Genomic DNA, 20,238 nt, shown 5'->3' on the forward strand with positions numbered 1-20,238 from the left:
GGATTTCGACGAAGCGGCCAACCGCATCAGATCACAACCGCGAGATCAGATAGCGCAGCGCCGAGCGGCTCGGCATGAAGAAATAGCCGCCGCCCTTCGTGGTGACGAACTGCGGTACATCCTTGAGCACGGTGACCTTTTCCCAGGAAGGGATCGAGAACCGGCCGCCGCCGCCTCGCGCGCCAATTGTCGGATCCGTTTCGCCCACAAGGCCCTGGAACGAGTTCGACGACACCCATGTCTGCTGGATGAACTCGTATTGGCGTTCGATATCGGCATTGAGGCACATGAAGAGCAGGCCCTTCTCTGTCTTTCCGCCCCTGCCCTTCTTCTCATAGGTGCGGCCGACGCGCAGGATGCGGTGGCGCTTGCCGATCCTGATCTGCGTGTCGCGGTCCTCGCCAAGCGAATCGCGCGGGTTGGAGCGGCGTATGTGGGAGCCGAGCGGACAGGCGTGCCCTTGCGGGTCCTCGGCGCCGAGCGCGAAATCATTGTCGATGCCACGGCCCGGACGCCCGTTCGGATTGCGCACCAGCGAGCTGCCGTCCTGCCAGCGGCCGAGCATCTTTGCCGCCACCCAGCGCGGCGTGATGGCCGCATCACCGGTCTCGCCGGCGGCCTGAACGGCGGCCTGCCGGCAATAATCGTCGAACAATTCGACATGCTGCTGGAACTGGCGCACGACGAGGAAGGTGCCGTTGCGGCCGAAATCGCGCGGCGGCGGCGGCTGCCCCGGAATCTGGCGGTTGCGCCGCACGTGCGACAGGATACCGGTGCGATCCAGCGCCGCCTCGACCGATGGCGAAGCCGGGTAGAAGCCATGCTCGTCACGGTAGCCCAACAGGAACTCGCCGGGCGCGACCAGATGCACGGGCGCGGCTCCCTTGGCGGCGCGCGCCGTGCCCCGAACGATCGGCTGCGAGACGCCGTCGACGAAACCGAAATGCTCGACCGCCCGCTTGCCGTCGCGCTTCACCAGCAGCGGCAACTCGGCGGTCACGGACATGCCGGCGCCCGTGGTCTGTCGTTTCATGGCCGCGATCTCGGCTTTCAACGCGGCCGGCGTCTCGGCATAGCAGACGATGACGATGTCGACAGGATTCTTGGGCGAGCCCCATTGCCATTTGTCGGGAGCGTCGGGACCGGTATCGTTGAGGATGCGGCTGCGCTCTGGCGTTCCCATGCCTTGGCGGAAGGCAACGGGGAACGTGTCCAACGGCTCGTCGTCGACGCCGCCGTGAAGCCCGAGCCGGCGCAGGCCGTTCGGGCCAAACGCCACCGTCATGGCGCGGCCGGCGGGCACGCCGTCGCCGAAGCTGGTCTTGTTGATGACGAAATCGAGCCACGCCTTGCGCTTGGTTGCCGGCAAACCGTCCGGCACCTCGATCGCAAGCATATGCGCATGACCGAGCGCACCGAATGGTCCGAAGAAGATCGACTGGATCTCCCCGGATTCCAGCTCTTCGAGCGGCGCGGACGCCGGTTCGGATAAGCTGGTCGTGTCCGCCGGGCGCGCTTGCGGGCGCTGCAGGGAGCCGAACAGACTTAGCCAGTCGCGCGCCTCGTTGCCGGTGGCCGAAGCGATGCCGCGCCTGATCCTGGAGTTGATGCGTATGCGCGTGGTGTTGAGATGCGGATAGGCGCTGTACCAGAACAGCGTCGGCACCTGCTGGCGCCGCGCCCAGCGCTTGAAACGGTCACCGTCGCGCGCGCCGTCGAGGAACAGCCAGCGCGTGCGCGGATAGCCTTCGGTGTTGCTCCATACGCCGGTCAGGCCGGCCGAGGCCTTGGCGATGAAATCCTCGAGATAGCTTTCCCAGCTGCCGCCGTAGTTGGAGAAGAACACCAGCCTGTCGGTGCCGGGCAACAGCACCCAGCGGGCGAAATGAATGGTGTTGATGGTGGCGAGGAAACCCGGACGGAATACTTTCTGCGCCGATATCGAGATCAGATAGAAGGTGAGCCGCAGCGCCAGCCGCCGCAAGATCCCCGGCTTCATCGTCGAGATCGCCGTCAGGTTGTTCTGCGCGGTGTGATCCTCCCTGGCAAGGATCTTTTCGAGCGCGCCTATATCGACCGGGGTGTTCGCCGGCCGGTCCTTGTCCTCGAGCCGCCGCAGCGCCAGGAAACAAAGGCCGACGAACAGGAGCAGAATGGCCAGCAGACCGAGCACCGAAAGCAGAAGCGCGGCCCCGGCGATCGCGATGTTGGCGAAGGTGACGCCATGCGGATTGCCGAACACCAGCACATAGGTCATGCGCCAAAAGGCAAGAACGACGATCGCCACCGTGGCGAACATCGCCGGGGTGAGCAATGTCGTCGTCAACGCGCGCGCCCAGTGGCCCGGCGGCCTTTCCAGCAGGCTTTCGGCGGGCTCGAACGCCCAGCCGAATTGCCCGAGGCAGCGGACATGCCGGCGCGCCTCGGCAAGCACATCCATCGCATTGCCGTTGCCCGCGCGCGGCTTCTCGACGATCTCGCGCACGCTGTCGGCAAGCTTGGCCTCGGCCAGGATTCGCCGCACGGAATGCCCTGGCGTGCCTGAGAAAACCAGCCCGGCGGTGCTGCCGAAGGAGGGTGATATGTCGATATGGTTCCTCTTCAGGAAGTCTTCCAGCGGCCCGCCGTCCGGAAGGCCGCAGACATCCCTGAAGATCGGCCGCAACCGGTGACCGATCGATTGCGCGACGGCGGCGATGACCTCGTCGGTGCTGCCATCGCCCGAGATTTCGAGCACCAGCGCGCCGGTCTCGGTCCCCGATTTCTCGTCCTTGCCGGTCGGAACAACGGCCAGGCTGGTGAAATGAACGGTGCCGACCTTGTCCAGCGCGGCGCTAAGCTCGCCGATCGCCGGATTGCCGAGATCCGCGACCTTGTCGCGCACCGCATCGAGCGGGATCGGTCGGGTGAACGGGCAGACCACCGTCACCATCGACTGATCGGCGATGCGGCAAAGCGGCGAGCGCTCGAAATCGACCTTGAGGTTTGCCGGATAGGCGCCGACATTGACCATCTTGCCGGCCCTGCCCCGCGCGCGGGTCAGCTTCGGTTTGCTGAACAGGGCGCGGATGCATTCGCCGATCTGGATGCGGGCGATCTCGGCGCCGATGCACAGATGGATGCCGTAGCCGAACACCATGTAGTCGCGATGCGGGCGCGACGTATCGAACTCGTTCGGCCGCTGGACGATCTCCGGATCGAACATGGCCGACAGGGTCGCCGGCATCACCACCGTTCCGGCCTTGACCAGGCGCTCGCGGCGCGTGCCCTTGCCGATGACCGCGTCACGCCTGGCGTAGCGCCATGGCCCGATCCAGATCGGTTTGAAGCGCATGGCCTCCATGACCGCCCGGTCGAGCTTGCTGGTATCGCCGGCCGCGACAGCCTGATCGACGGCTTGCCGCGCATCGGTCCGCGACAGGATCACGTCCAGGCAATTGCTGCCGGCAAGCACGTTGGTCGGCACGAAGCCGGCGACCATGCCGAGCATGATGGAATGGATGTCGGGCAGCGAGAGGCGCCCCTGGTCCATCAACGCGACGAGGCGGGCCAGCGGCCGGTCGTCCTTGCCCGCCCTTTCCCTGATCGCGGCGATCGAGCGATCTATGACCTTGATCAGGCGATCGCCGCCGACCACCGCAAGCTGGCGCGTGGTGGGGTTTGCCGTCGGGTCGGAGAAGAACAGCGCGCTGAGCGCGATCGACCAGTCGGCGAATTCGGTTTCATCGTCGATCTCAAGGCCGAAATAATCGCGGCAGATGCGCACCGGCACGATCTTCATCAACCCGGCGATGGCGTCGAAGCCGGGGCTGGCGCGGGTCATGATGTCGCGCGAATGGCGCTCGGCGATCGGCCTGACGGCGGCTTCGACTTCTGCCGGCGGGAACGCGCTCAGCACCGCCGATTTCATCTGCCGGTACGCGGCGCCGTCCTGCATGCCGAGAATGAAATTCGAGCCCCGCGCCAGTTCGGCCATTTCCGGTCCGTAGGGCGTCTCGAACTCATCGCCCCGCTCCAATATGTCGCGCACATCCGCGCCCTTGGTGACGAGCAGGAAATTGCCGAAGCCGAGATTAGGCCAGAAACGGCGCAGCAGCGACAGCAGCCAGCGCGGATCGCCCAGAAGAAAGTCGGCAATACGGGAAGCAATGCCGTCCTTGGAACGCAGGCGGTTGATGTCGAAAGGCGGCATCTCGACGACCGGACGCTGGCTCTTCTGAGCGGCGCGGACGGCGGCGAAGTATTTCAAAGTGATCATCGCGTTCAAGCCCCCCGGCTGTCCACGTCAATGCGATGCCGGCATTGTTCTGGCCTAGGTTTGCATCGGCCCGGCGTATGTGAATTCGCTCACAGTCATTTGTTGTCGGCCCCGGCGATTATGCGGCGGACTTGGCCAGATCGAAATTGCCGATCAGGAAATTGTTCTTGGCCGGGTCCACGAACGGTATCCAGCGTATTCTCTGCTCGGAAAAATCCGGGTGCCTGGTCATGAAAATCGCAAGCTCGCGCGCCGCCTCGTCGCACCGGCCGCTTCTCATCAGCGCGCCTATCTTCAGGAACCTGGCGTAGAAGTAACCTGGCGACAGGTTGAGCGAGCGCTCGGCGGTGGCGATCGCGGCCGGCCAGTCCTCGACGAAGCAATAGGCCGCGGCCAGTTCTCCCAGATTGTGGAAGCGATAGAGGTCGAACGGGCTCAACCGCTCGGTATCGAGGAAGAAGGGAATCGCGCCGGTTGCATCGCCAAGCAAAAGGTGCGCGCTGCCCATGGCCGAGCGGGCGAAGGCAAAGCTCGGATTGATGTGGATCGCCTCTGCAAGGTGCTCGGCCGCCAATGCCGGCAGGCCGCGCATGATGTCGGCTGCCCCGAGATAGGCATGCGGGCGCGCATCGAGGCTGTCCATCAGCAGCGCCTTGCGCGCGAGCGCCTCGACCTTCTCGAGATCGTCGCTGTCGCCGAAACGCAGCCATGCCCGCCAGAAATACCACCATGCGAGCTCGTTCAGCACGGCGCTCGAATTCGGATCGTCCCGGTAGGCTCTGTCGAAGAAGTCGAGGGCGATGTCGGTGTCGCGGCGGGTGCGCCTGTTCATGTGCCAGCGGCCGCGCCTGACCAATTGCCAGGTTTCGAGGCTTTCCCACGGCACCTGGAACGTGCGCGCCTGCTCGGCGCGATCGACCTCCTTGTCGAGGATGGAAACGATCTCACTGCCGATCTGATCACGCAGGCTGAAGATGTCGACGAGATCGCGGTCGAAGCGTTGCGACCAGACCAGGCGTCCGTTCGAGGTGTCGGTGAGCGACGTATTGAGGCGGATCTGCCTGTCGGAGCGCGCCAGCGTGCCGCTGACGATGTAGCGCGCGCCGAGCGCATTGCCAATGAGCCTCGTGCCCAGGCTGTCGTCGCGAAACTGGAAGCTGGAGCCCTTGGCGATGACCGAAAGCCAACGCGTGTTGGAAAGCCCGTATATGATGTCCTCGGCGATGCCGTCGGCCATATAGCCGACATCGGGTTCGCCCCCGTTGCCATGGAACGGCAGCACAGCGATCGCAGGCGGACCCTTGGCGATCGGCCTGTAGTGGCCAGGCGCGGCGGGGATGGAAGCGAAGGAAGCCGCCGCGGCGGGGCCGTTGCCGCCGCGGCCGGCGATCAGGACCTGCACCGGCAGGGCGATGTTCTTCAGGCTGAATTCGCCGAGATCGGTGAAGACGGCCGACGTCTTGTCCTTCACGTGGTGCCATGTCGTCGCCGAGATGGCGACGCCATCATGCGGCGCGAATTCCTGGAGCCGGGCTGCGATGTTCACGTCGTCGCCGTAGAGCCGGCCTTCCCGGACGATGACGTCGCCGGTGTTGATCCCGGCGCGAAACGGCATGCGCATGTCCTCGGCGACCGCCGCATTCAGCGCCACGATCCGGCCCTGGAAATCGAAGGCCGCCCGCAGGGCTTCGATCGGGGTGCCGAATTCGGCCATGATGCTATCGCCGGCATCGCCGAACGTGCGCCCGCCAAAGGCGCCGCAACTGTCGGCAATGATATCTCGCCTCTCCTCGAAGGCGGCGACGGCGAGCTCGTCGTCGATGCCCATCAGTCGAGAGAATCCTACGGCGTCGATCGAAATGATTGTCGCAAGCTGACGGGTATAATTCCGTTCAGCCATGATCGAGCCCCCAGTCCCGCTTTTAATCCAGAACAGGCGACCTGCGCTCTAAAGAAACGCGTCGCCGTCCGCCGATGGATATCCCCCGGCAGGTCCGGCGCGCCATTGCCACCCTGTTATGACCAGAACTCTATCAGGGTCCTGCCGAAAGCTCTACTACGAACAGCTAATATGACAAACTTCCCATCCGGCGCATGGTTAGTCGTTCGTTACATCGAGCGATATCTCCAGACAACGCCTCTATGCTTTGAAATTAAACGGCCTTTCGCGCCAAGCGGTCGCTGAACTGATTACCGGCGGACATGGATTGGCCGCGTCGAGGCAAACGCTTCGGGAAGCGTTGTTCTTACGTGGCGGAACCAACCTGCCCAGGTGCGAGTTTCTGACCGCATCTGCCAACACGAGATTTGAGGGCTCTCATGCGCGCTGTTGTTTTGGCGACCGGTATCGCGGTCCTCATGGCCGGCGGACCCGCCTTCGCGGCGGACGACAAGGCACTACCCCCGCAGAATGCCAAGAAACTCTCGGAGATCGTCGCCAAGGTCGAGCGCCGCACCGACTTCCGCTATGTGAAGGAGGTCGATTGGGATAGCGATGGCTACACCATCACCTACTACACCACGGACAAGGCCAAGGTCCAAATCACCTACGACCCCGTGACCGGCGAACCAAAATAGGCTGCCTCGCCGTCCGCCAAGCCTGCCAAAGCATTTAAGCCGTTGCCCGCCGGTGTCCCACCTCCGTGCTTTGGCGCTTAACACTCCTTTGCCGCACGAAAACCCGGCGCGACCGACCACACTTGCATCGATAAAACTTTGGTGGCTGACTGCCCGCCGTGATTGCGGGCACGGGGGTGCATGGCAATGATCGGCTACGTCCTGAAACGCATCCTGATGGTGCTTGTCGGCTATCTGGTCGCTGTGCTCGTCGGATTGATCGCCGTGGTGGTGATCTACGCCATACTGAGTTCGCTACCCAACGCGCCAGCTTATTTCGGGCTTATGGAATTCACGCCGGTCGCCGTGCTGGTGGTGCCGCCGCTCGGTATGTTCGTCTATTTCCTGACGATCATCCTGACGGGTATGCAGACGCTGGTCTTTGCCTTGATCGCCGAGTTCTTCTCGCTGCGAAGTTTCTGGCTGCATATGGTCTTCGGCGCCGGCGCCGCGGCTGCCGGTTTCATGCTGATCTGGCCCGATGCCGCCGATGACCCGGAACGCTGGGCCGACATGGGCATCGTCGCCGGCGCCGGCCTGGTGGCCGGCCTGATCTACTGGCTGATCGCCGGGCGCGACGCCGGCTTCCGCCGGCCGTTGATCAAAGCAATTCCAGGAAAAGTGTGAAGCGGTCAGGCTCGGCGTTTTCGCCGTGGCCGCCCGTCCGGAATTGCTTGAGAGTAAAAGCTCAGCTTGACGGCGTACGCACCGCTTCGGTCGCGTCCAGCGCCTGCATCAGCTTGGAATCGCGGTCATAGACATCGTCGAAATACTCGACCTTGCCCGACATGTCCGGCCATGCGGTGAAATAGGCGACATAGACCGGGATGACCCGCGTGACATTCTCGGTCGAATGGCCATGCTTCAGCTTCTCGGCGATGTCGTCGACCGTGGTGCCGAGCACAGCGGCGGCCATGCCGCGCGGATCCTGCAACCGGACGCAGCCATGGCTGAGCGCGCGCATGTCGCGCGCGAAGAACGACTTCTGCGGCGTGTCGTGCATGTAGATGGCATGCTTGTTGGGGAAGAGAATCTTCAATTCGCCCAAGGCATTGGCCTCGCTCGGCTGCTGACGCACGCTGAACGGAATGTTAGCGCCATAGGCACCCCAATCGACCGCCGCCGACGGGATGCGCTTGCCGCGCGAATCCGTCACTTCATAGCCGGCGCGATCGAGATAGCCCGGATCGCTGCGCAGCCTTGGCAGCATCTCATTGACGATGATCGACTGCGGCACGCCCCAATAGGGATGGAAGTCGACCTGCTTGATCTGGTTGTAGAAGAAGGCGGTCTGGTTGGTGACCCGGCCGATGACCGCGCGGGTCTTCAGCTTCTCCTCGCCATTGTCGATATAACTGGCGGTGAAGGCGGGCTGGTTGATGAAGACGCGCGGGCTGCCGAGATCCGACGGCATCCAGCGCAGTTCCTCGAGCGCCACCTTGACCTTCTCGATCTTGTCGGCCTTCGACGTGCCGGCCAGCGAAGCCACCGTGCGCGGGCCGATGACGCCATCGCCCTTCATGCCGGCGCGCTGCTGCACGGCCTTGATCACCGGCACCAGCTCGGGATCGTAGAACTCGCTCTTGCCCAGCCTGACGAGCACCTCGCCGTAATTGCCACCCATCTCATCGTCGAGATTGCGCGAAATCAGCGTCAACAACTTCGGCAATTCGGGGCTGCTCTCGCCAGGCTTAAGCAGCAACTTCGGATCGACGACAATCTCGTTTTCCTCGCTGGCCTCGAGCGCCTCCAACTCGACTCGCAGCGCCTGGTATTCGGCATTCTGCGGATGCCGCGATTCCAGATAGGTGCGGACTTCCTGAGTATGCGCCAGCGTCTTCAGCGCGCCTTCCAGATCGAAGGACTTGGCCGGGAAGTCGTAGTAACCGGTCATCCGGTTGGGATCGACGCGGCCGCTCTGGGCGTCTTGCGCATAGCGCAGCACGCGCGCCGACAGCGCCATCTCGAAGCGCACCAGTTCCTTGGTCCGCTCTTCCGGTGTGGCGGAAGTCGCGGCCGCTGGAACGTCGACCGAATAGTCGGCCGGCGTCAGGCCGTAGCTTGCCGCCTCGCCCAGGACGCGCACCGCATCCTGCGCCCGGCTGTTAGGGGCATTGTCGCTCACCCAGATGAAATCCGGATTGGCCGAATAATAAGCGACCAGCGCCTTGGCGATATCCGGCTCGGCAAACAGCTCGTAGTCGCTCAAGCCTGCGACGGCATCACGGAAGCTGTTGCTCGTCACCGAAGGGACAAAGGCGGCGTCCTGCGCGGTCGCCGGTTGCGGCGCCGGCAGCAGCGATTTGAAATCGACCCGCACGAGCTTGTCGGCCCGGTAGGTGTTATAGCTCGGGCTGCTGATTCTGACGCCGCCACCGCCCTCTCCGGCGGGCGCTGCTGGCCGTATCTTGCGTGGCTTCGGCGGCGGCGGAAATTCGCCTTGCGGGTTGTGCCGGATGCCGCCGCCGAACAGCATGTCGAACAGCCCTTGCGCACTTGCCGGCTGCTGCCCGAGGGCAAGCGTCGCCGCGACCGCGATCGGCAGGACGGCTTTTTTGTTCCCGAGGATTTTCATGCTTCACCCGCACCGGTTGAAACCGGTTCCCGTTCTGCGCCGCTAGACGGTCCCGCCCTCCGCATGGCGGATGTATGACGCGACTATACCGATTCATACTGATTTCGTTAAGCTTCCATAAATTTCCGGAACCGTGTTGCAGAACGGTTTCACATCATCGTGAGACCCAGAGCGGCGATTGCTCCAGGCCCCACGTGTTCACAAAGCTGTCGAAAACAATCAGGCGTTGGCGCCGCCATCGATGGTCAGCGATGCCCCCGTGACGAAGCGTCCTTCAGGGCTCGCCAACCAGGCCACCATTCCCGCGATCTCCTCGGCCTCGCCGAAGCGCGGCGTCGCCATCTTCCGGCGCTGGTGCTCCGCATGTGGCCCGTTGGCGGGATTCATGTCGGTGTCGGTGGAGCCCGGATGAACAATGTTGGCGGTGATGCCGCGCGAACCGAGGTCGCGCGCCAAAGCCTTCGTCAGTCCGATCAGCGCCGCCTTGCTGGTCGAATAGGCGCTGAGGCCCGTATCCGTCACGCGCTCGGCCAGATTGCTGCCGATCGAGATGATCCTGCCGCCATCCGCCATATGCCGCGCGGCGACCTTGGAGGCGACGAAAGGCGCTCTCAGGTTGACCTCCATGCTCTCGTCGAAATCGGCGAGCGACAAGACGTCGATCGGCGCGGCGCGCCAGATGCCGGCGCTGTTGACCAGGATGTCGAGTCGCCCGAACGCATCCATCGCCCGATCGACGGCGCTTTCGATCGCCTGGGCATCGCGCCCGTCGGCCTTGATGGCGATAGCGCGCCCACCGGCCGCCTCGATCTCGTCGACCACGATACGTGCCTGCGCCTCGCCGTTCACATAGGTCAAGGCGACGCTCGCGCCGTCACGTGCGAGTCTTTTCGCGATGGCCGCGCCGATGCCTCGGCTGCCGCCCGTTACCAATGCGGCCTTGCCGCGCAACTGGTTTGAAGGCATCGATTTCTCCTTTATGTAATGATCGATACATAAATAGCTGCCAAGCTTGCCGGATGCCGTCAAGCGAATTATGTATCGATCAACACAGAAAAGATTCCAACAGAAAGACACCATGTCGGAAAGAGGCCGCCCGCGCAGCTTTGATCGAGCGTCCGCCTTGCGTCGGGCCATGGAGGTTTTCTGGGCCAAGGGCTATGAGGGCGCATCGCTCAGCGACCTGACCGCGGCGATGGGGATCAATTCGCCCAGCCTGTACGCCGCCTTCGGCAGCAAGGAAGCGCTTTTCCTCGAGGCGACCGATCTCTACACGCGCAGCGAAGGCACCGATATCTGGTCGACGCTGGAAGAAGCCCCGACCGCGCGGCTCGCGATCGAGGGTTTCTTAACCCAGACCGCCCGGGCCTATTCACAGACCGACCGACCGCAAGGTTGCCTCATCGCGCTCGGAGCCCTGCATCAGGATTCGACGCAAGGGCTGATCTGCCAGGATCTGCGCCGCCGCCGGGCCGAAAATCAGACCGCGCTTGAGAGACGTCTGGAGCGGGCGGCGGCTGAAGGCGAGCTGCCTGCCGACTTCGACTGCCAGGCCGCGGCCACCTTCTTCGCCACTGTACAGCATGGCATGTCGATCCAGGCGCGAGACGGCGCAACCCATGCCGCCCTCATGGCGACCGTTGCCGGAGCCATGGCGGCGTGGACGACGATGGCCGGGGCCAACACCTGACCCCGTGACAAACGCCAGGCTTTGTGATCGAAATTTCGGCGGCCGCCGCAAGCGCGGCCGGGAGGATTTGCCGTGAAGAAAGGTTATCGCCAGCTTCTCGACGAGGCGAATGCCGAGATCGAGGTCGTGTCGCCGGAGGAGGCCGCGGGGCTGCTGGAGGATGACGCGACGATCTTCGTCGATCTGCGCGATCCGCGCGAGGTCGAGCGCGACGGCAAGATTCCCGGTGCCAAGCATGTGACGCGCGGCATGCTGGAATTCTGGATCGATCCCGAAAGCCCCTATCACAAGCCGTTCTTCGCCAGCGGCAAGACCTTCGTCTTCTTCTGCGCCGGCGGCTGGCGCTCGGCTTTAGCCACCAAGACGGCGCAGGACATGGGCCTGACGCCGGTCAAGCACATTCTCGGCGGTTACACCGCCTGGAAGGCGGCCGGCCTGCCCGTGGAGCCGGGGCAGAAAAAGAAGGCTGACTGATTACAGTCTTCCGCAACACTTGGAATCGACCCGATGGTTTTCTGGATAGCGAGCGCAGTTGGATTGGCGGTCGCCTATCTCCTCGGTTCGACGCCCTCCGGCTATCTGGCCGGCAGACTGCTCAAGGGCATCGACATACGCGAGCATGGCTCTAGATCGACCGGCGCGACCAATGTGCTCAGAACCTTGGGCAAATGGCCTGCGCTGGCGGTGCTGCTGGTCGATGTGCTGAAAGGCGCGGCGGCGATCGTCTTTGTTCGCTGGTTTTATCCGTGGTTTTACGCGATATCGTCCGCCACGCCGCCGACGGCGCTTGAACTGCAAATCTGGGTGCCTTGGGCCGTATGCCTGGCCGGACTTGCCGTATTGCTCGGGCATGGCCGGTCGATCTGGCTAAATTTCACGGGCGGAAAATCCGCAGCGACAGGATTGGGCGTGCTGCTGGCAATGTCCTGGCCTGTAGGACTGGGCGCTGCGGCTACATTTGTGGCCTCGCTCGCTCTTTTCCGGATCGTTTCCCTCAGCTCGATGCTGGCGGCACTGAYGGCTGTCGCGCTGGTCTGCGGGCTGGAGCAGCCATTGCCCTATCGCTTGCTGGTGATCGCGGGCAGCCTCTATGTGATCCTGCGCCATCGCGCCAACATCCAGCGGCTGCTGGCCGGAACGGAGCCCCGCCTAGGTCATGGCAGCCCGGGACAGGGCGCGGCACGGCCCTAGTGCAAGGTCGCTTCCTGCTGCTCCGCCACGAACCCCACCGCGCGCGCGACGACATCCCTGTCGGCGAGGATGCGGCGGTGGCCAAGCCCGTCGGCCCAGTGCAGGTGGACATGCTTGCCGGCGCCCGCGTAACGCTTCGCATGGTCGGCATGAACTTCGCGATCGTCCGGCGCGTGAATGATCAGCGTCGGCACCGGCGCCTCCGCAAGCTGGCGATCGCCGGTGAACTCGCTGAGCGGCCGCCCGGAAAGGTGCTTCACCCTGTCCGCCATGGCGACGCGGGAACGCGGCCCGACATTCATCATGTCGCTGAAATCGTCGAAGATCGCAGGCAGGGAACTCGGCGCGGCAATCAGCACGAGCTTCTGCGCCTTGAGCGGCGGCATGCCCTTGACCGACGCCGCAACCGCATTGGCGGCGATCGCGCCGCCGAAGGAGTGGCCGACTATCGCCGCAAAGGGACCGAACCATTCGCCTGCGACGCGCGCCGCGTCCACCGCGTTCACCATGTTGAGGTGGCGGCCGAGCGAGTGGCCATGTCCGGGCAGGTCGAGCGAGACGACCTTGTAGCCGGCGCCGCGAAACCCTTCGATCAAGGCACGCATATATTCGGTGCGCGAGCGCCAGCCATGGATGACGAGCACGGTGCCGCGCGCCTCCCTGCCCGGCTCCGGGCGGAATTCGTGCACGGCGACACAGTCCGTCCTGGTCTTCAGCCGGTGATGGCGCGCCTCGGCCATGAAAGCTGAGGCCCGCTCGACAGCCCGCCGTTCGCCGTCGCTCAAGGCCTTGACGCTTGGTGTGCGGCAAAACAATTCGAACGCGGCGCGGCCGCTAAGACGCGGCGCAACATGCTCGGCCGCGCCGAAAACGCCCCGGATGACCTTCATTCCAAATGATGCCATATTGGCAGTCCATCCATTCGTTCAAGCATGAACATAATAGTTCAAACATGAACATTAAGCAAGAGCTGCCCTGGGATAATCCGCGCTTTCGCAACTGGGTTGCGGTGGCGCGCGCCTGCCATGTGCTGGAGCGCACGCTGGCGGTGAAGCTCGCCCCGCTCGACCTCAAGCCGGCGCAGCTCGACGTGCTGATGAACCTCTACCGCCACCCCGGCATGTCGCAGCACGACCTCGCCCGCAAGCTCCTGGTCGGCCGCTCCAACGTCACCATGCTGTTGCCGCAGCTCGAGACGCGCGGGCTGGTGCGGCGCGAGGGCGACGAGAAGGACAAGCGGGTGCTGCGGCTCAACCTCACCGAGGCGGGCGAGGCCCTGCTGATGAAGGCGCTGAAGGTTCACATGGCGCTGATCGAGAAGGCGATGAGCCAGTCGACGCCGGAACAATGCGACATGATCGGCGAGCAGATGCGCAAGATCGCCGACGTGCTGAAGGAAGCCTGAGCCGGCTTCCAATCACCACATCGTCTTCTTCGCTCTCTCCGGCCATTCCTGGTCGTACTTCTGGCCGTCGATATTCTTGCGGCTGGTGACCTCGAGGATCTGGCCGGGCGTCGGCAGCGACTTCGGGTCGACATGCCTGGCCGGGTTCCAGAGGTCCGAGCGCACGATGGCGCGGGCGCACTGGAAATAGACCGTGTCGACATCGATGACAGTGACCGAGCGGGCCGGCTTGCCGTCAACCATGAAGGACGCGCAAAGCCCGGCATCGGTCGTGATATGCGCGCGGCCGTTGATGCGCAGCGTGGTGCCGGAGCCCGGCACCAGGAACAGCATCCCGACGCGCGGATCGCGAATGATGTTCTTCAGCGAATCGGCGCGGTTGTTGCCGCGCCTGTCCGGCATCATCAGCGTCTTGTCGTCGACGATGCGCACGAAGCCGGCGAGATCGCCGCGCGGCGAGCAGTCGAGCCCCTCGGGCCCGCTTGTCGCCAGYGCCACGAAGGGCGAGGCCTCGATGAAGGCGGCATATTCGGGAATCACATGGTCGAGTTCCTTGACGACCGAAGCTTCGCCCGGCAGCCCGTAGAGGGCCTCGAGCTGTTCGACGGATGTGATGCGCGACATCTTCTTCGCCTCCTGACTTTTTGCCGGCGCTACGCCATGTCCATGACGCCTTGACGACAGCTGACATTGGATTGCGATGCCAGGCTAACGGTCCCGGCTCAGCCCCTTCTCGGCCAACTCGGCAAGATAGGCGTTCCAACGCTCGTCCTTTTCGTGGCCGAGCGTATGCAGATAGTTCCAGGTGAAGATGCCGGTGTCGTGGAAATCGTCGAAGGTGATGCGCACCGCATAATTGCCGATCGGCTCGATCTTGAGGATCGCGACATTGCGCTTGCCGGGGACCGTCACCCGCTGCTCCGGCGAATGGCCCTGCACCTCCGCCGATGGCGAGGCAACACGCAGGAGCTCCGCCGGCAATTCGAAGGGTTGGTGGCCGGGAAAGGTCACGGTCAAGAGCTTGCGGTCCTTCGAGACCCTTAGTTCCTTCGGCGCGGTCATGGCTGGTCCTGTCTAGAGACGGAGCATGATGTCGTCCGAAAACCGCTTCACACTTTTCGGCATCATGCTCTGGTTGCGCCCTTCCCTACGCCGCTTCACGCGATCCGAAAAGGATCATTAGGAAGCAGCCGACACGCGATGTCGGTAGGGGAATGTTACCAAAGATCAAGACCTTCTATCTTGAATGCGGCACTGGATCGTATCACATAGCCGTATATAACGACGCCGCTCAGGCCACGGGAAACGCTTGCAATGGACATGATCGACCCCTTCGGTCGCACCGTCAGCTATCTGCGCGTATCGGTCACCGACCGCTGCGACTTTCGCTGCACCTATTGCATGGCCGAGGACATGACCTTCCTGCCGAAGAAGGATCTGCTGTCGCTGGAAGAGCTTGACCGGCTCTGCACCGTTTTCATCGAGAAGGGCGTGAAGAAGCTCAGGCTGACCGGCGGGGAGCCGCTGGTGCGCAAGAACATCATGCATCTGGTGCGCCAGCTGTCGCGGCATCTGGCGAGCGGCGCGCTGGACGAATTGACGCTGACCACCAAYGGCTCGCAGCTGTCACGCTTTGCCGCCGAGCTCGCCGATTGCGGCGTCAAACGCATCAATGTCTCGCTCGATACGTTGGATGCCGAAAAATTCCACCAGATCACGCGCTGGGGCAATCTCGGCAAGGTTATGGAAGGCATCGACGCCGCGCAGAAGGCGGGGCTGAAGATCAAGCTCAATGCGGTCGCGCTGCGCGACTTCAACGACGCCGAGGTCCCCGAGATGATGCGCTGGGCGCATGGCCGCGGCATGGACCTCACCCTCATCGAGACCATGCCGATGGGCGAGATCGACGCCGATCGCACCGACCAGTATCTGCCGTTGTCGCTGCTGCGCGCCTCGCTTGAGCGCCAGTTCACGCTCTCCGACATCCCTTACAAGACCGGCGGCCCTGCCCGTTATGTCCATGTCTCGGAGACCGGCGGCCGGCTCGGCTTCATCACGCCGATGACGCATAATTTCTGCGAAAGCTGCAACCGCGTGCGGCTGACCTGCACCGGCACGCTCTATATGTGCCTCGGCCAGGAGGACGCCGCGGATCTCAGGGCACCGTTGCGCGCCTCCGAAGGCAACGAGCTGCTCGACGCGGCCATCGACGAGGCCATCGGCCGCAAGCCCAAGGGCCATGATTTCATCATCGACCGCCGCACCAGCCGTCCTTCGGTGTCGCGGCATATGAGCGTCACCGGCGGCTGATTTTTTCCACGATTTGGTGCAGGATCACCTTTGGTCATCGACCGGGGGGTATCATGCAGCATCTTCGTCGCATCGGCTTGTTTTCCGCACTCCTGTTCTTTCCGACGAACTTGACGACAACGGCGCTGGCCAAGCCGTTCACCTATGTCAACGCGCGGTTCGGCACCGTGTGCACTTTCCCGGACCAGATTTTCAGTAAGCGCATGCCCGAGCCGGAAAACGGCGACGGCCTTGAATGGCAAAGCGCCGACGGCGCCAGTGTGGCCTGTTACGGCGGCTACAATGCACTCGACGACACGCCCAAGAGCCTCGTCGAGAACGAAAAAGCCAGCCCGGGGCCAGGGGAAAAAGTCACTTACTCCAAGACCGGTAAGAACTGGGCGGTCCTGTCGGGTACGAAGGGCGACAAGATCTTCTACCGGCGGTCCGTGTTCGGCAAGGAGGACGTCATCCACAGCGTCTCCATCGAGTATCCCGCGGCGCTCAAGGCGAAATACGACCCGCTGGTCGGCGCCATTGCCGGCAGCCTGCACGAGGCCTCCGGGGCACACTCGAAATAAACCCTCCACGCCATCCTCCGCTCGATTTACCGCCGGCCTTTTCCGGCCTAGCCTTCGAGCGCGATTTTCGCTCTAGGGGGAGTGCACATGCGCACATTCATGCTTTCACTCGCAATGCTTGGGATTGCTTCCATGCCGGCCGCGGCTCAGTCGATCGGCGGCACCTACACCGTCGCCGGCACCAATTTCGACGGCTCCAAATATGGCGGCGAGGCAACGATCACGCTGACCAGCGACACGACCTGCACGATCCACTGGGAGACCGGCGGCTCGACCTCGGACGGCATCTGCATGCGTAACGACAATGCGTTTTCCGCCGGCTACGCGATGGGCAAGGAAGTCGGCCTCGTCGTCTACAAGATCGAGAAGGACGGCTCCCTGCACGGGCTATGGACCATCGCCGGCCAGAACGGCAACGGCACCGAAGTGCTGACGCCGAAGTAAGTCTTCGGGACTTCGGCAAATCGATCTCATGGGCCGCGCGGAAATTCGTGGCCCATTTCTTTTGGCGTTGCTGTTTCCGCCGGCCTGCTACAGGTTCGGTCCAAATAGAATCCGGAAACGCCTTTGCCCCTCTCGCCAAATCTGCGCGGCGCGCTGTTCATGATCGTGGCCATGGTCGGCTTCACCTTGAACGACGCGATCACCAAACTCTCCTCCGAGTCGATGAACATGGCGCAGGTCATGCTGGTGCGCGGCGTCTTTGCGACCCTCTTCGTCGGCCTGCTCGCCTGGCGGCGCGGCGCGCTTGCCAATCCGGCCGCGATGCTGCAGCCGATGGTGGCCATGCGTGTCGCCGGCGAGGCCGGCGCCACGGTGTCGTTCCTGATCGCGCTTGCGCATCTGCCGATCGGCAATGTCTCCGCCGTCATGCAGGCGCTGCCGCTGGCGGTTACCATGGGCGCGGCCCTGGTGTTCGACGAAGGAGTCGGCTGGCGACGCTGGACCGCGATTGCCGCCGGCTTCGTCGGCGTGTTGATCATCGTACGGCCGGGTTTCGAAGGGTTCAGCGTCTATTCACTGGTTGCACTGGCCAGCGTCGCCTGCTGCGCGGTGCGCGACCTCTCCACCAAGCGCATTCCGGAATCGATCCCGACGCTTCTGGTGTCGACGGCGACCGCGCTCGCCATGACCGTGCTGGGCGCGCTGCTCTTGTCGCCGATGGGCGGTTGGACGCCGATGAGCGGCCGGGCGACCGCGCTTCTGGCGCTCGCGGCGGTGCTGGTGCTCATCGGCTATCAGTTCATCATCATGGCGATGCGCTCGGGCGACATCTCCTTCATCGCGCCTTTCCGCTACACCGCCCTGCTCTGGTCGATCCTGCTCGGCCTCGTCATTTTCGGCGACGTCCCCGACCCGCCCATGATCGCCGGCGCCGCCATCATCATCGGCTCGGGCCTCTATGCGCTCTACCGCGAGCGCGTCGTCGGCAGACAGCAACCTGCCGCTGAAAGCGCTGGACCCGGCATGGCGCCGGATGGCATATAGGCCGATGGACCGAAATGTCGCGGGGATCATTCTGGCGGGAGGCCAGTCGCGCCGGATGGGCGGCGGCGACAAGCCATTGCTTCCATTGGGCAAAGCCAGGCTGATCGATCATGTCGCGGCGCGATTGAAGCCACAGATCGCGACCGTGGCGCTCAATGCGAACGGCGATCCGGCGCGATTTGCCGCCATGGGCCTGCCGGTGATCGAAGACACGGTCCCCGGCCATGCCGGACCACTGGCAGGCGTCCTCGCCGGCCTCGAATGGGCGGCGAAGCAACCAGGCTGTCTTTGGCTGATGAGCGCCGCCGGCGACACGCCGTTCTTCCCCGACGACCTCGTCGAGCGCCTCGCCGCCGCAGCCCGCGATCGGCCTGGCGCGATCGCCGTCGCCAGTTCGGACGGCAGATGGCATCCGACCTTCGCGCTCTGGCCGCTCGGCCTGCGCGACGCCTTGCGTCATTTCCTGGTCGACGAGGACAACCGGCGGGTTTCGGCCTTCATGGAGCGCCAGGGCCATGTCGAGGTGGAGTTCCCCATGATCGCGGCCGGCAACCAGAAGATCGACCCGTTCTTCAACGTCAACACACCGGACGACCTTGCGGCGGCGGAACGTCTGTTGCAAATCCTCAGGCTATGAGACGCGTATTCGGCATCACCGGCTGGAAGAACTCCGGCAAGACGACCCTGACGGAAAAGCTCGTCACCGAGCTGGTGGCGCGCGGCTGGACGGTTTCGACGGTGAAGCACGCCCACCATGACTTCGACATCGACAAGCCGGGCGCCGACTCTTTCCGCCATCGGCAGGCGGGCGCCACGGAGGTTGCCATCGTTTCCGGCCGGCGCTGGGCGCTGATGCACGAATTGCGGAGCGAGGACGAACCGACGCTGGACGACATCCTGGCGCGGCTGTCGCCCTCGGACATCGTGCTGGTCGAAGGCTACAAGCGCGAAGCGCACAAGAAGATCGAGGCAAGGCGGCTCGAAGCCAAGGATCGGACGCCGCTGTCGGCGAACGATCCCAACATCGTCGCGGTCGCCGCCGACTTTACAGTCGAAGGCGAAGACCTGCCGGTTTTCGACCTCGACGACACCAAATCGATAGCCGACTTTGTCGAGCGCAGCACAGGTCTCGTTGCTCGAACCAAGTAACGCAACGGCACATCCTGATTGTCGTTTGCCGTTGATTTGCAGTTGCTTTTTTCTTGGAAAGAGTGGGAGTATCCGCCCCAGCGGGCGGTAAAGAAGCTCCGCCCACAAGAGCCGCACGGGACAGCGGCCATGACAATATGAGAGGATTATCATGCGTATTGCACTGCGTATCGCGCTTGCCGCTTCGGCCGCGCTGCTGACACTTGGCGTCGCCCAGGCTCAGGAAAAGACCCTGAGGATCGGCACCGAAGGCGCGTACCCGCCCTTCAACAACCTGACCTCGGACGGCCAACTGGTCGGCTTCGACATCGATATCGCCAAGGCTCTTTGCGACGAGATGAAGGTGAAGTGCACCTTTGTCGCGCAGGACTGGGACGGCATCATCCCGGCGCTCCAAGCCGGCAAGTTCGACGCCATCGTCGCCTCGATGTCGATCACGCCCGAGCGCCAGGAAAAGGTCGACTTCACCCACAAATATTACAACACCCCCTCGGCCATCGCCGTGCCGAAGGATTCGCCGCTCAAGGGCGTGACCAAGGAAGACCTCGCCGGCAAGAACATCGGCGTCGCCACCACGACCACGCACTACAACTACGCTTCCAAGACCTACACGGACAGCACCATCAAGGGCTATCCGAGCAGCCCAGAGGAGCAAGCCGACCTCGCCAATGGCCGTCTCGATGCCATCGAGGACGACATCGTCGTGCTGCAGCAATGGCTGGATTCGCCGGACGGCGCCTGCTGCAAGATCCTCGGCCAGCCCTCGCCGCAGCCGGTCGAAATCTTCGGACCGGGCGCCGGCATTGCCGTGCGCAAGGGCGAGACCGATCTGGTCAACAAGCTGAATGCCGCGATCGACGCCATCCGCAAGAACGGAAAATACAAGGAAATCAACGACAAGTACTTCAAGTTCGACGTCTACGGCGCCGAATCCTGATAAGTTAGCCAGGGCGGTGAGGCATCCCTCGCCGCCCTTCTCTTCTCCCGGGATCGCCA

General features: G+C 63.6%; 20 protein-coding genes. 13 read left to right on the forward strand and 7 right to left on the reverse strand.

Features of this window, described 5'->3' with window-relative positions:
* Positions 1-31 precede the first annotated feature (31 nt).
* Positions 32-4,258, reverse strand: coding sequence for a cytochrome P450 (locus LCM4577_RS22710; protein WP_071073761.1), 4,227 nt, complete (start codon positions 4,256-4,258; stop codon positions 32-34).
* Positions 4,259-4,376: 118 nt separating this feature from the next.
* Positions 4,377-6,158 (reverse strand): adenylate/guanylate cyclase domain-containing protein, encoded by a 1,782-nt coding sequence (locus tag LCM4577_RS22715; protein ID WP_071073548.1) that lies wholly within the window; start codon positions 6,156-6,158, stop codon positions 4,377-4,379.
* A gap of 419 nt (positions 6,159-6,577) precedes the next feature.
* On the opposite strand from LCM4577_RS22715, the gene LCM4577_RS22720 reads away from it, so the two are divergent.
* On the forward strand, positions 6,578-6,835 hold the full coding sequence (locus LCM4577_RS22720) for a PepSY domain-containing protein (protein WP_071073549.1): 258 nt from the start codon (positions 6,578-6,580) through the stop codon (positions 6,833-6,835).
* A gap of 186 nt (positions 6,836-7,021) precedes the next feature.
* A complete protein-coding gene (locus LCM4577_RS22725; protein ID WP_371410066.1) occupies positions 7,022-7,501 on the forward strand; it encodes a hypothetical protein in 480 nt (159 codons plus the stop codon).
* Between the two features lie 61 nt (positions 7,502-7,562).
* Here LCM4577_RS22725 and LCM4577_RS22730 read toward each other — a convergent pair whose 3' ends face one another.
* Together LCM4577_RS22730 and LCM4577_RS22735 are read right to left on the reverse strand one after the other, a co-directional pair.
* A complete protein-coding gene (locus tag LCM4577_RS22730; RefSeq protein WP_071073551.1) occupies positions 7,563-9,449 on the reverse strand; it encodes a murein L,D-transpeptidase in 1,887 nt (628 codons plus the stop codon).
* Positions 9,450-9,668: 219 nt separating this feature from the next.
* The gene (locus tag LCM4577_RS22735) at positions 9,669-10,415 is read right to left on the reverse strand and encodes a 3-oxoacyl-ACP reductase family protein (RefSeq protein WP_071073552.1); all 747 of its coding nucleotides are present in this window, start codon (positions 10,413-10,415) and stop codon (positions 9,669-9,671) included.
* A 112-nt stretch (positions 10,416-10,527) separates the two neighbouring features.
* Between LCM4577_RS22735 and LCM4577_RS22740 the strand changes: the two genes are divergently transcribed.
* The 3 genes from LCM4577_RS22740 to plsY all read left to right on the forward strand — a co-directional run bounded on the left by LCM4577_RS22740 (position 10,528) and on the right by plsY (position 12,330).
* Positions 10,528-11,139, forward strand: a complete 612-nt coding sequence (locus tag LCM4577_RS22740; protein ID WP_041011715.1) for a TetR/AcrR family transcriptional regulator — start codon at positions 10,528-10,530, stop codon at positions 11,137-11,139.
* Between the two features lie 72 nt (positions 11,140-11,211).
* Complete coding sequence (locus LCM4577_RS22745) at positions 11,212-11,613, forward strand: rhodanese-like domain-containing protein (RefSeq protein WP_040982805.1); 402 nt, start codon at positions 11,212-11,214, stop codon at positions 11,611-11,613.
* Between the two features lie 33 nt (positions 11,614-11,646).
* Complete coding sequence (gene plsY, locus LCM4577_RS22750; protein WP_071073554.1) at positions 11,647-12,330, forward strand: glycerol-3-phosphate 1-O-acyltransferase PlsY; 684 nt, start codon at positions 11,647-11,649, stop codon at positions 12,328-12,330.
* On the opposite strand, the gene LCM4577_RS22755 is transcribed toward plsY, so the two are convergent.
* Entirely contained in the window at positions 12,327-13,235 is a 909-nt protein-coding gene (locus tag LCM4577_RS22755) for an alpha/beta hydrolase (RefSeq protein ID WP_041011717.1), read from the reverse strand. The genes plsY and LCM4577_RS22755 overlap by 4 nt on opposite strands.
* 47 nt (positions 13,236-13,282) lie before the next feature.
* Between LCM4577_RS22755 and LCM4577_RS22760 the strand changes: the two genes are divergently transcribed.
* Positions 13,283-13,735: a MarR family winged helix-turn-helix transcriptional regulator gene (locus LCM4577_RS22760; RefSeq protein WP_040982799.1), complete on the forward strand. Its 453-nt coding sequence runs from the start codon at positions 13,283-13,285 to the stop codon at positions 13,733-13,735.
* Between the two features lie 12 nt (positions 13,736-13,747).
* Here LCM4577_RS22760 and LCM4577_RS22765 read toward each other — a convergent pair whose 3' ends face one another.
* Both LCM4577_RS22765 and LCM4577_RS22770 read right to left on the reverse strand, forming a co-directional pair.
* Positions 13,748-14,359, reverse strand: coding sequence for a pyridoxamine 5'-phosphate oxidase family protein (locus LCM4577_RS22765; protein WP_071073556.1), 612 nt, complete (start codon positions 14,357-14,359; stop codon positions 13,748-13,750).
* An 84-nt stretch (positions 14,360-14,443) separates the two neighbouring features.
* A complete protein-coding gene (locus tag LCM4577_RS22770; protein ID WP_071073558.1) occupies positions 14,444-14,797 on the reverse strand; it encodes a gamma-butyrobetaine hydroxylase-like domain-containing protein in 354 nt (117 codons plus the stop codon).
* A gap of 252 nt (positions 14,798-15,049) precedes the next feature.
* Here LCM4577_RS22770 and moaA point away from each other — a divergent pair, with 252 nt between their 5' ends.
* The 7 genes from moaA (at position 15,050) to LCM4577_RS22805 (ending at position 20,179) form a co-directional block, all read left to right on the forward strand.
* The gene (gene moaA, locus LCM4577_RS22775; RefSeq protein WP_071073560.1) at positions 15,050-16,045 is read left to right on the forward strand and encodes a GTP 3',8-cyclase MoaA; all 996 of its coding nucleotides are present in this window, start codon (positions 15,050-15,052) and stop codon (positions 16,043-16,045) included.
* A 53-nt stretch (positions 16,046-16,098) separates the two neighbouring features.
* Positions 16,099-16,605, forward strand: coding sequence for a hypothetical protein (locus LCM4577_RS22780; protein WP_071029885.1), 507 nt, complete (start codon positions 16,099-16,101; stop codon positions 16,603-16,605).
* Positions 16,606-16,692: 87 nt separating this feature from the next.
* A complete protein-coding gene (locus tag LCM4577_RS22785) occupies positions 16,693-17,049 on the forward strand; it encodes a hypothetical protein (RefSeq protein WP_041006631.1) in 357 nt (118 codons plus the stop codon).
* A 123-nt stretch (positions 17,050-17,172) separates the two neighbouring features.
* On the forward strand, positions 17,173-18,093 hold the full coding sequence (locus LCM4577_RS22790) for a DMT family transporter (RefSeq protein ID WP_071073561.1): 921 nt from the start codon (positions 17,173-17,175) through the stop codon (positions 18,091-18,093).
* 4 nt (positions 18,094-18,097) lie between these two features.
* Entirely contained in the window at positions 18,098-18,730 is a 633-nt protein-coding gene (gene mobA / locus LCM4577_RS22795) for a molybdenum cofactor guanylyltransferase MobA (protein WP_071029878.1), read from the forward strand.
* The gene (gene mobB, locus LCM4577_RS22800) at positions 18,727-19,242 is read left to right on the forward strand and encodes a molybdopterin-guanine dinucleotide biosynthesis protein B (RefSeq protein ID WP_040982783.1); all 516 of its coding nucleotides are present in this window, start codon (positions 18,727-18,729) and stop codon (positions 19,240-19,242) included. Before mobA ends, mobB begins: the two co-directional genes overlap by 4 nt.
* 151 nt (positions 19,243-19,393) lie before the next feature.
* Positions 19,394-20,179 carry an ABC transporter substrate-binding protein gene (locus LCM4577_RS22805; RefSeq protein WP_071073563.1) on the forward strand — a complete coding sequence of 262 codons (786 nt, stop codon included), beginning with the start codon at positions 19,394-19,396 and terminating at the stop codon, positions 20,177-20,179.
* The last annotated feature ends 59 nt before the right edge of the window (positions 20,180-20,238 follow it).

Source organism: Mesorhizobium sp. LCM 4577, from assembly GCF_001854795.2.
GTDB classification, from domain to species: Bacteria; Pseudomonadota; Alphaproteobacteria; order Rhizobiales; family Rhizobiaceae; genus Mesorhizobium; species Mesorhizobium plurifarium.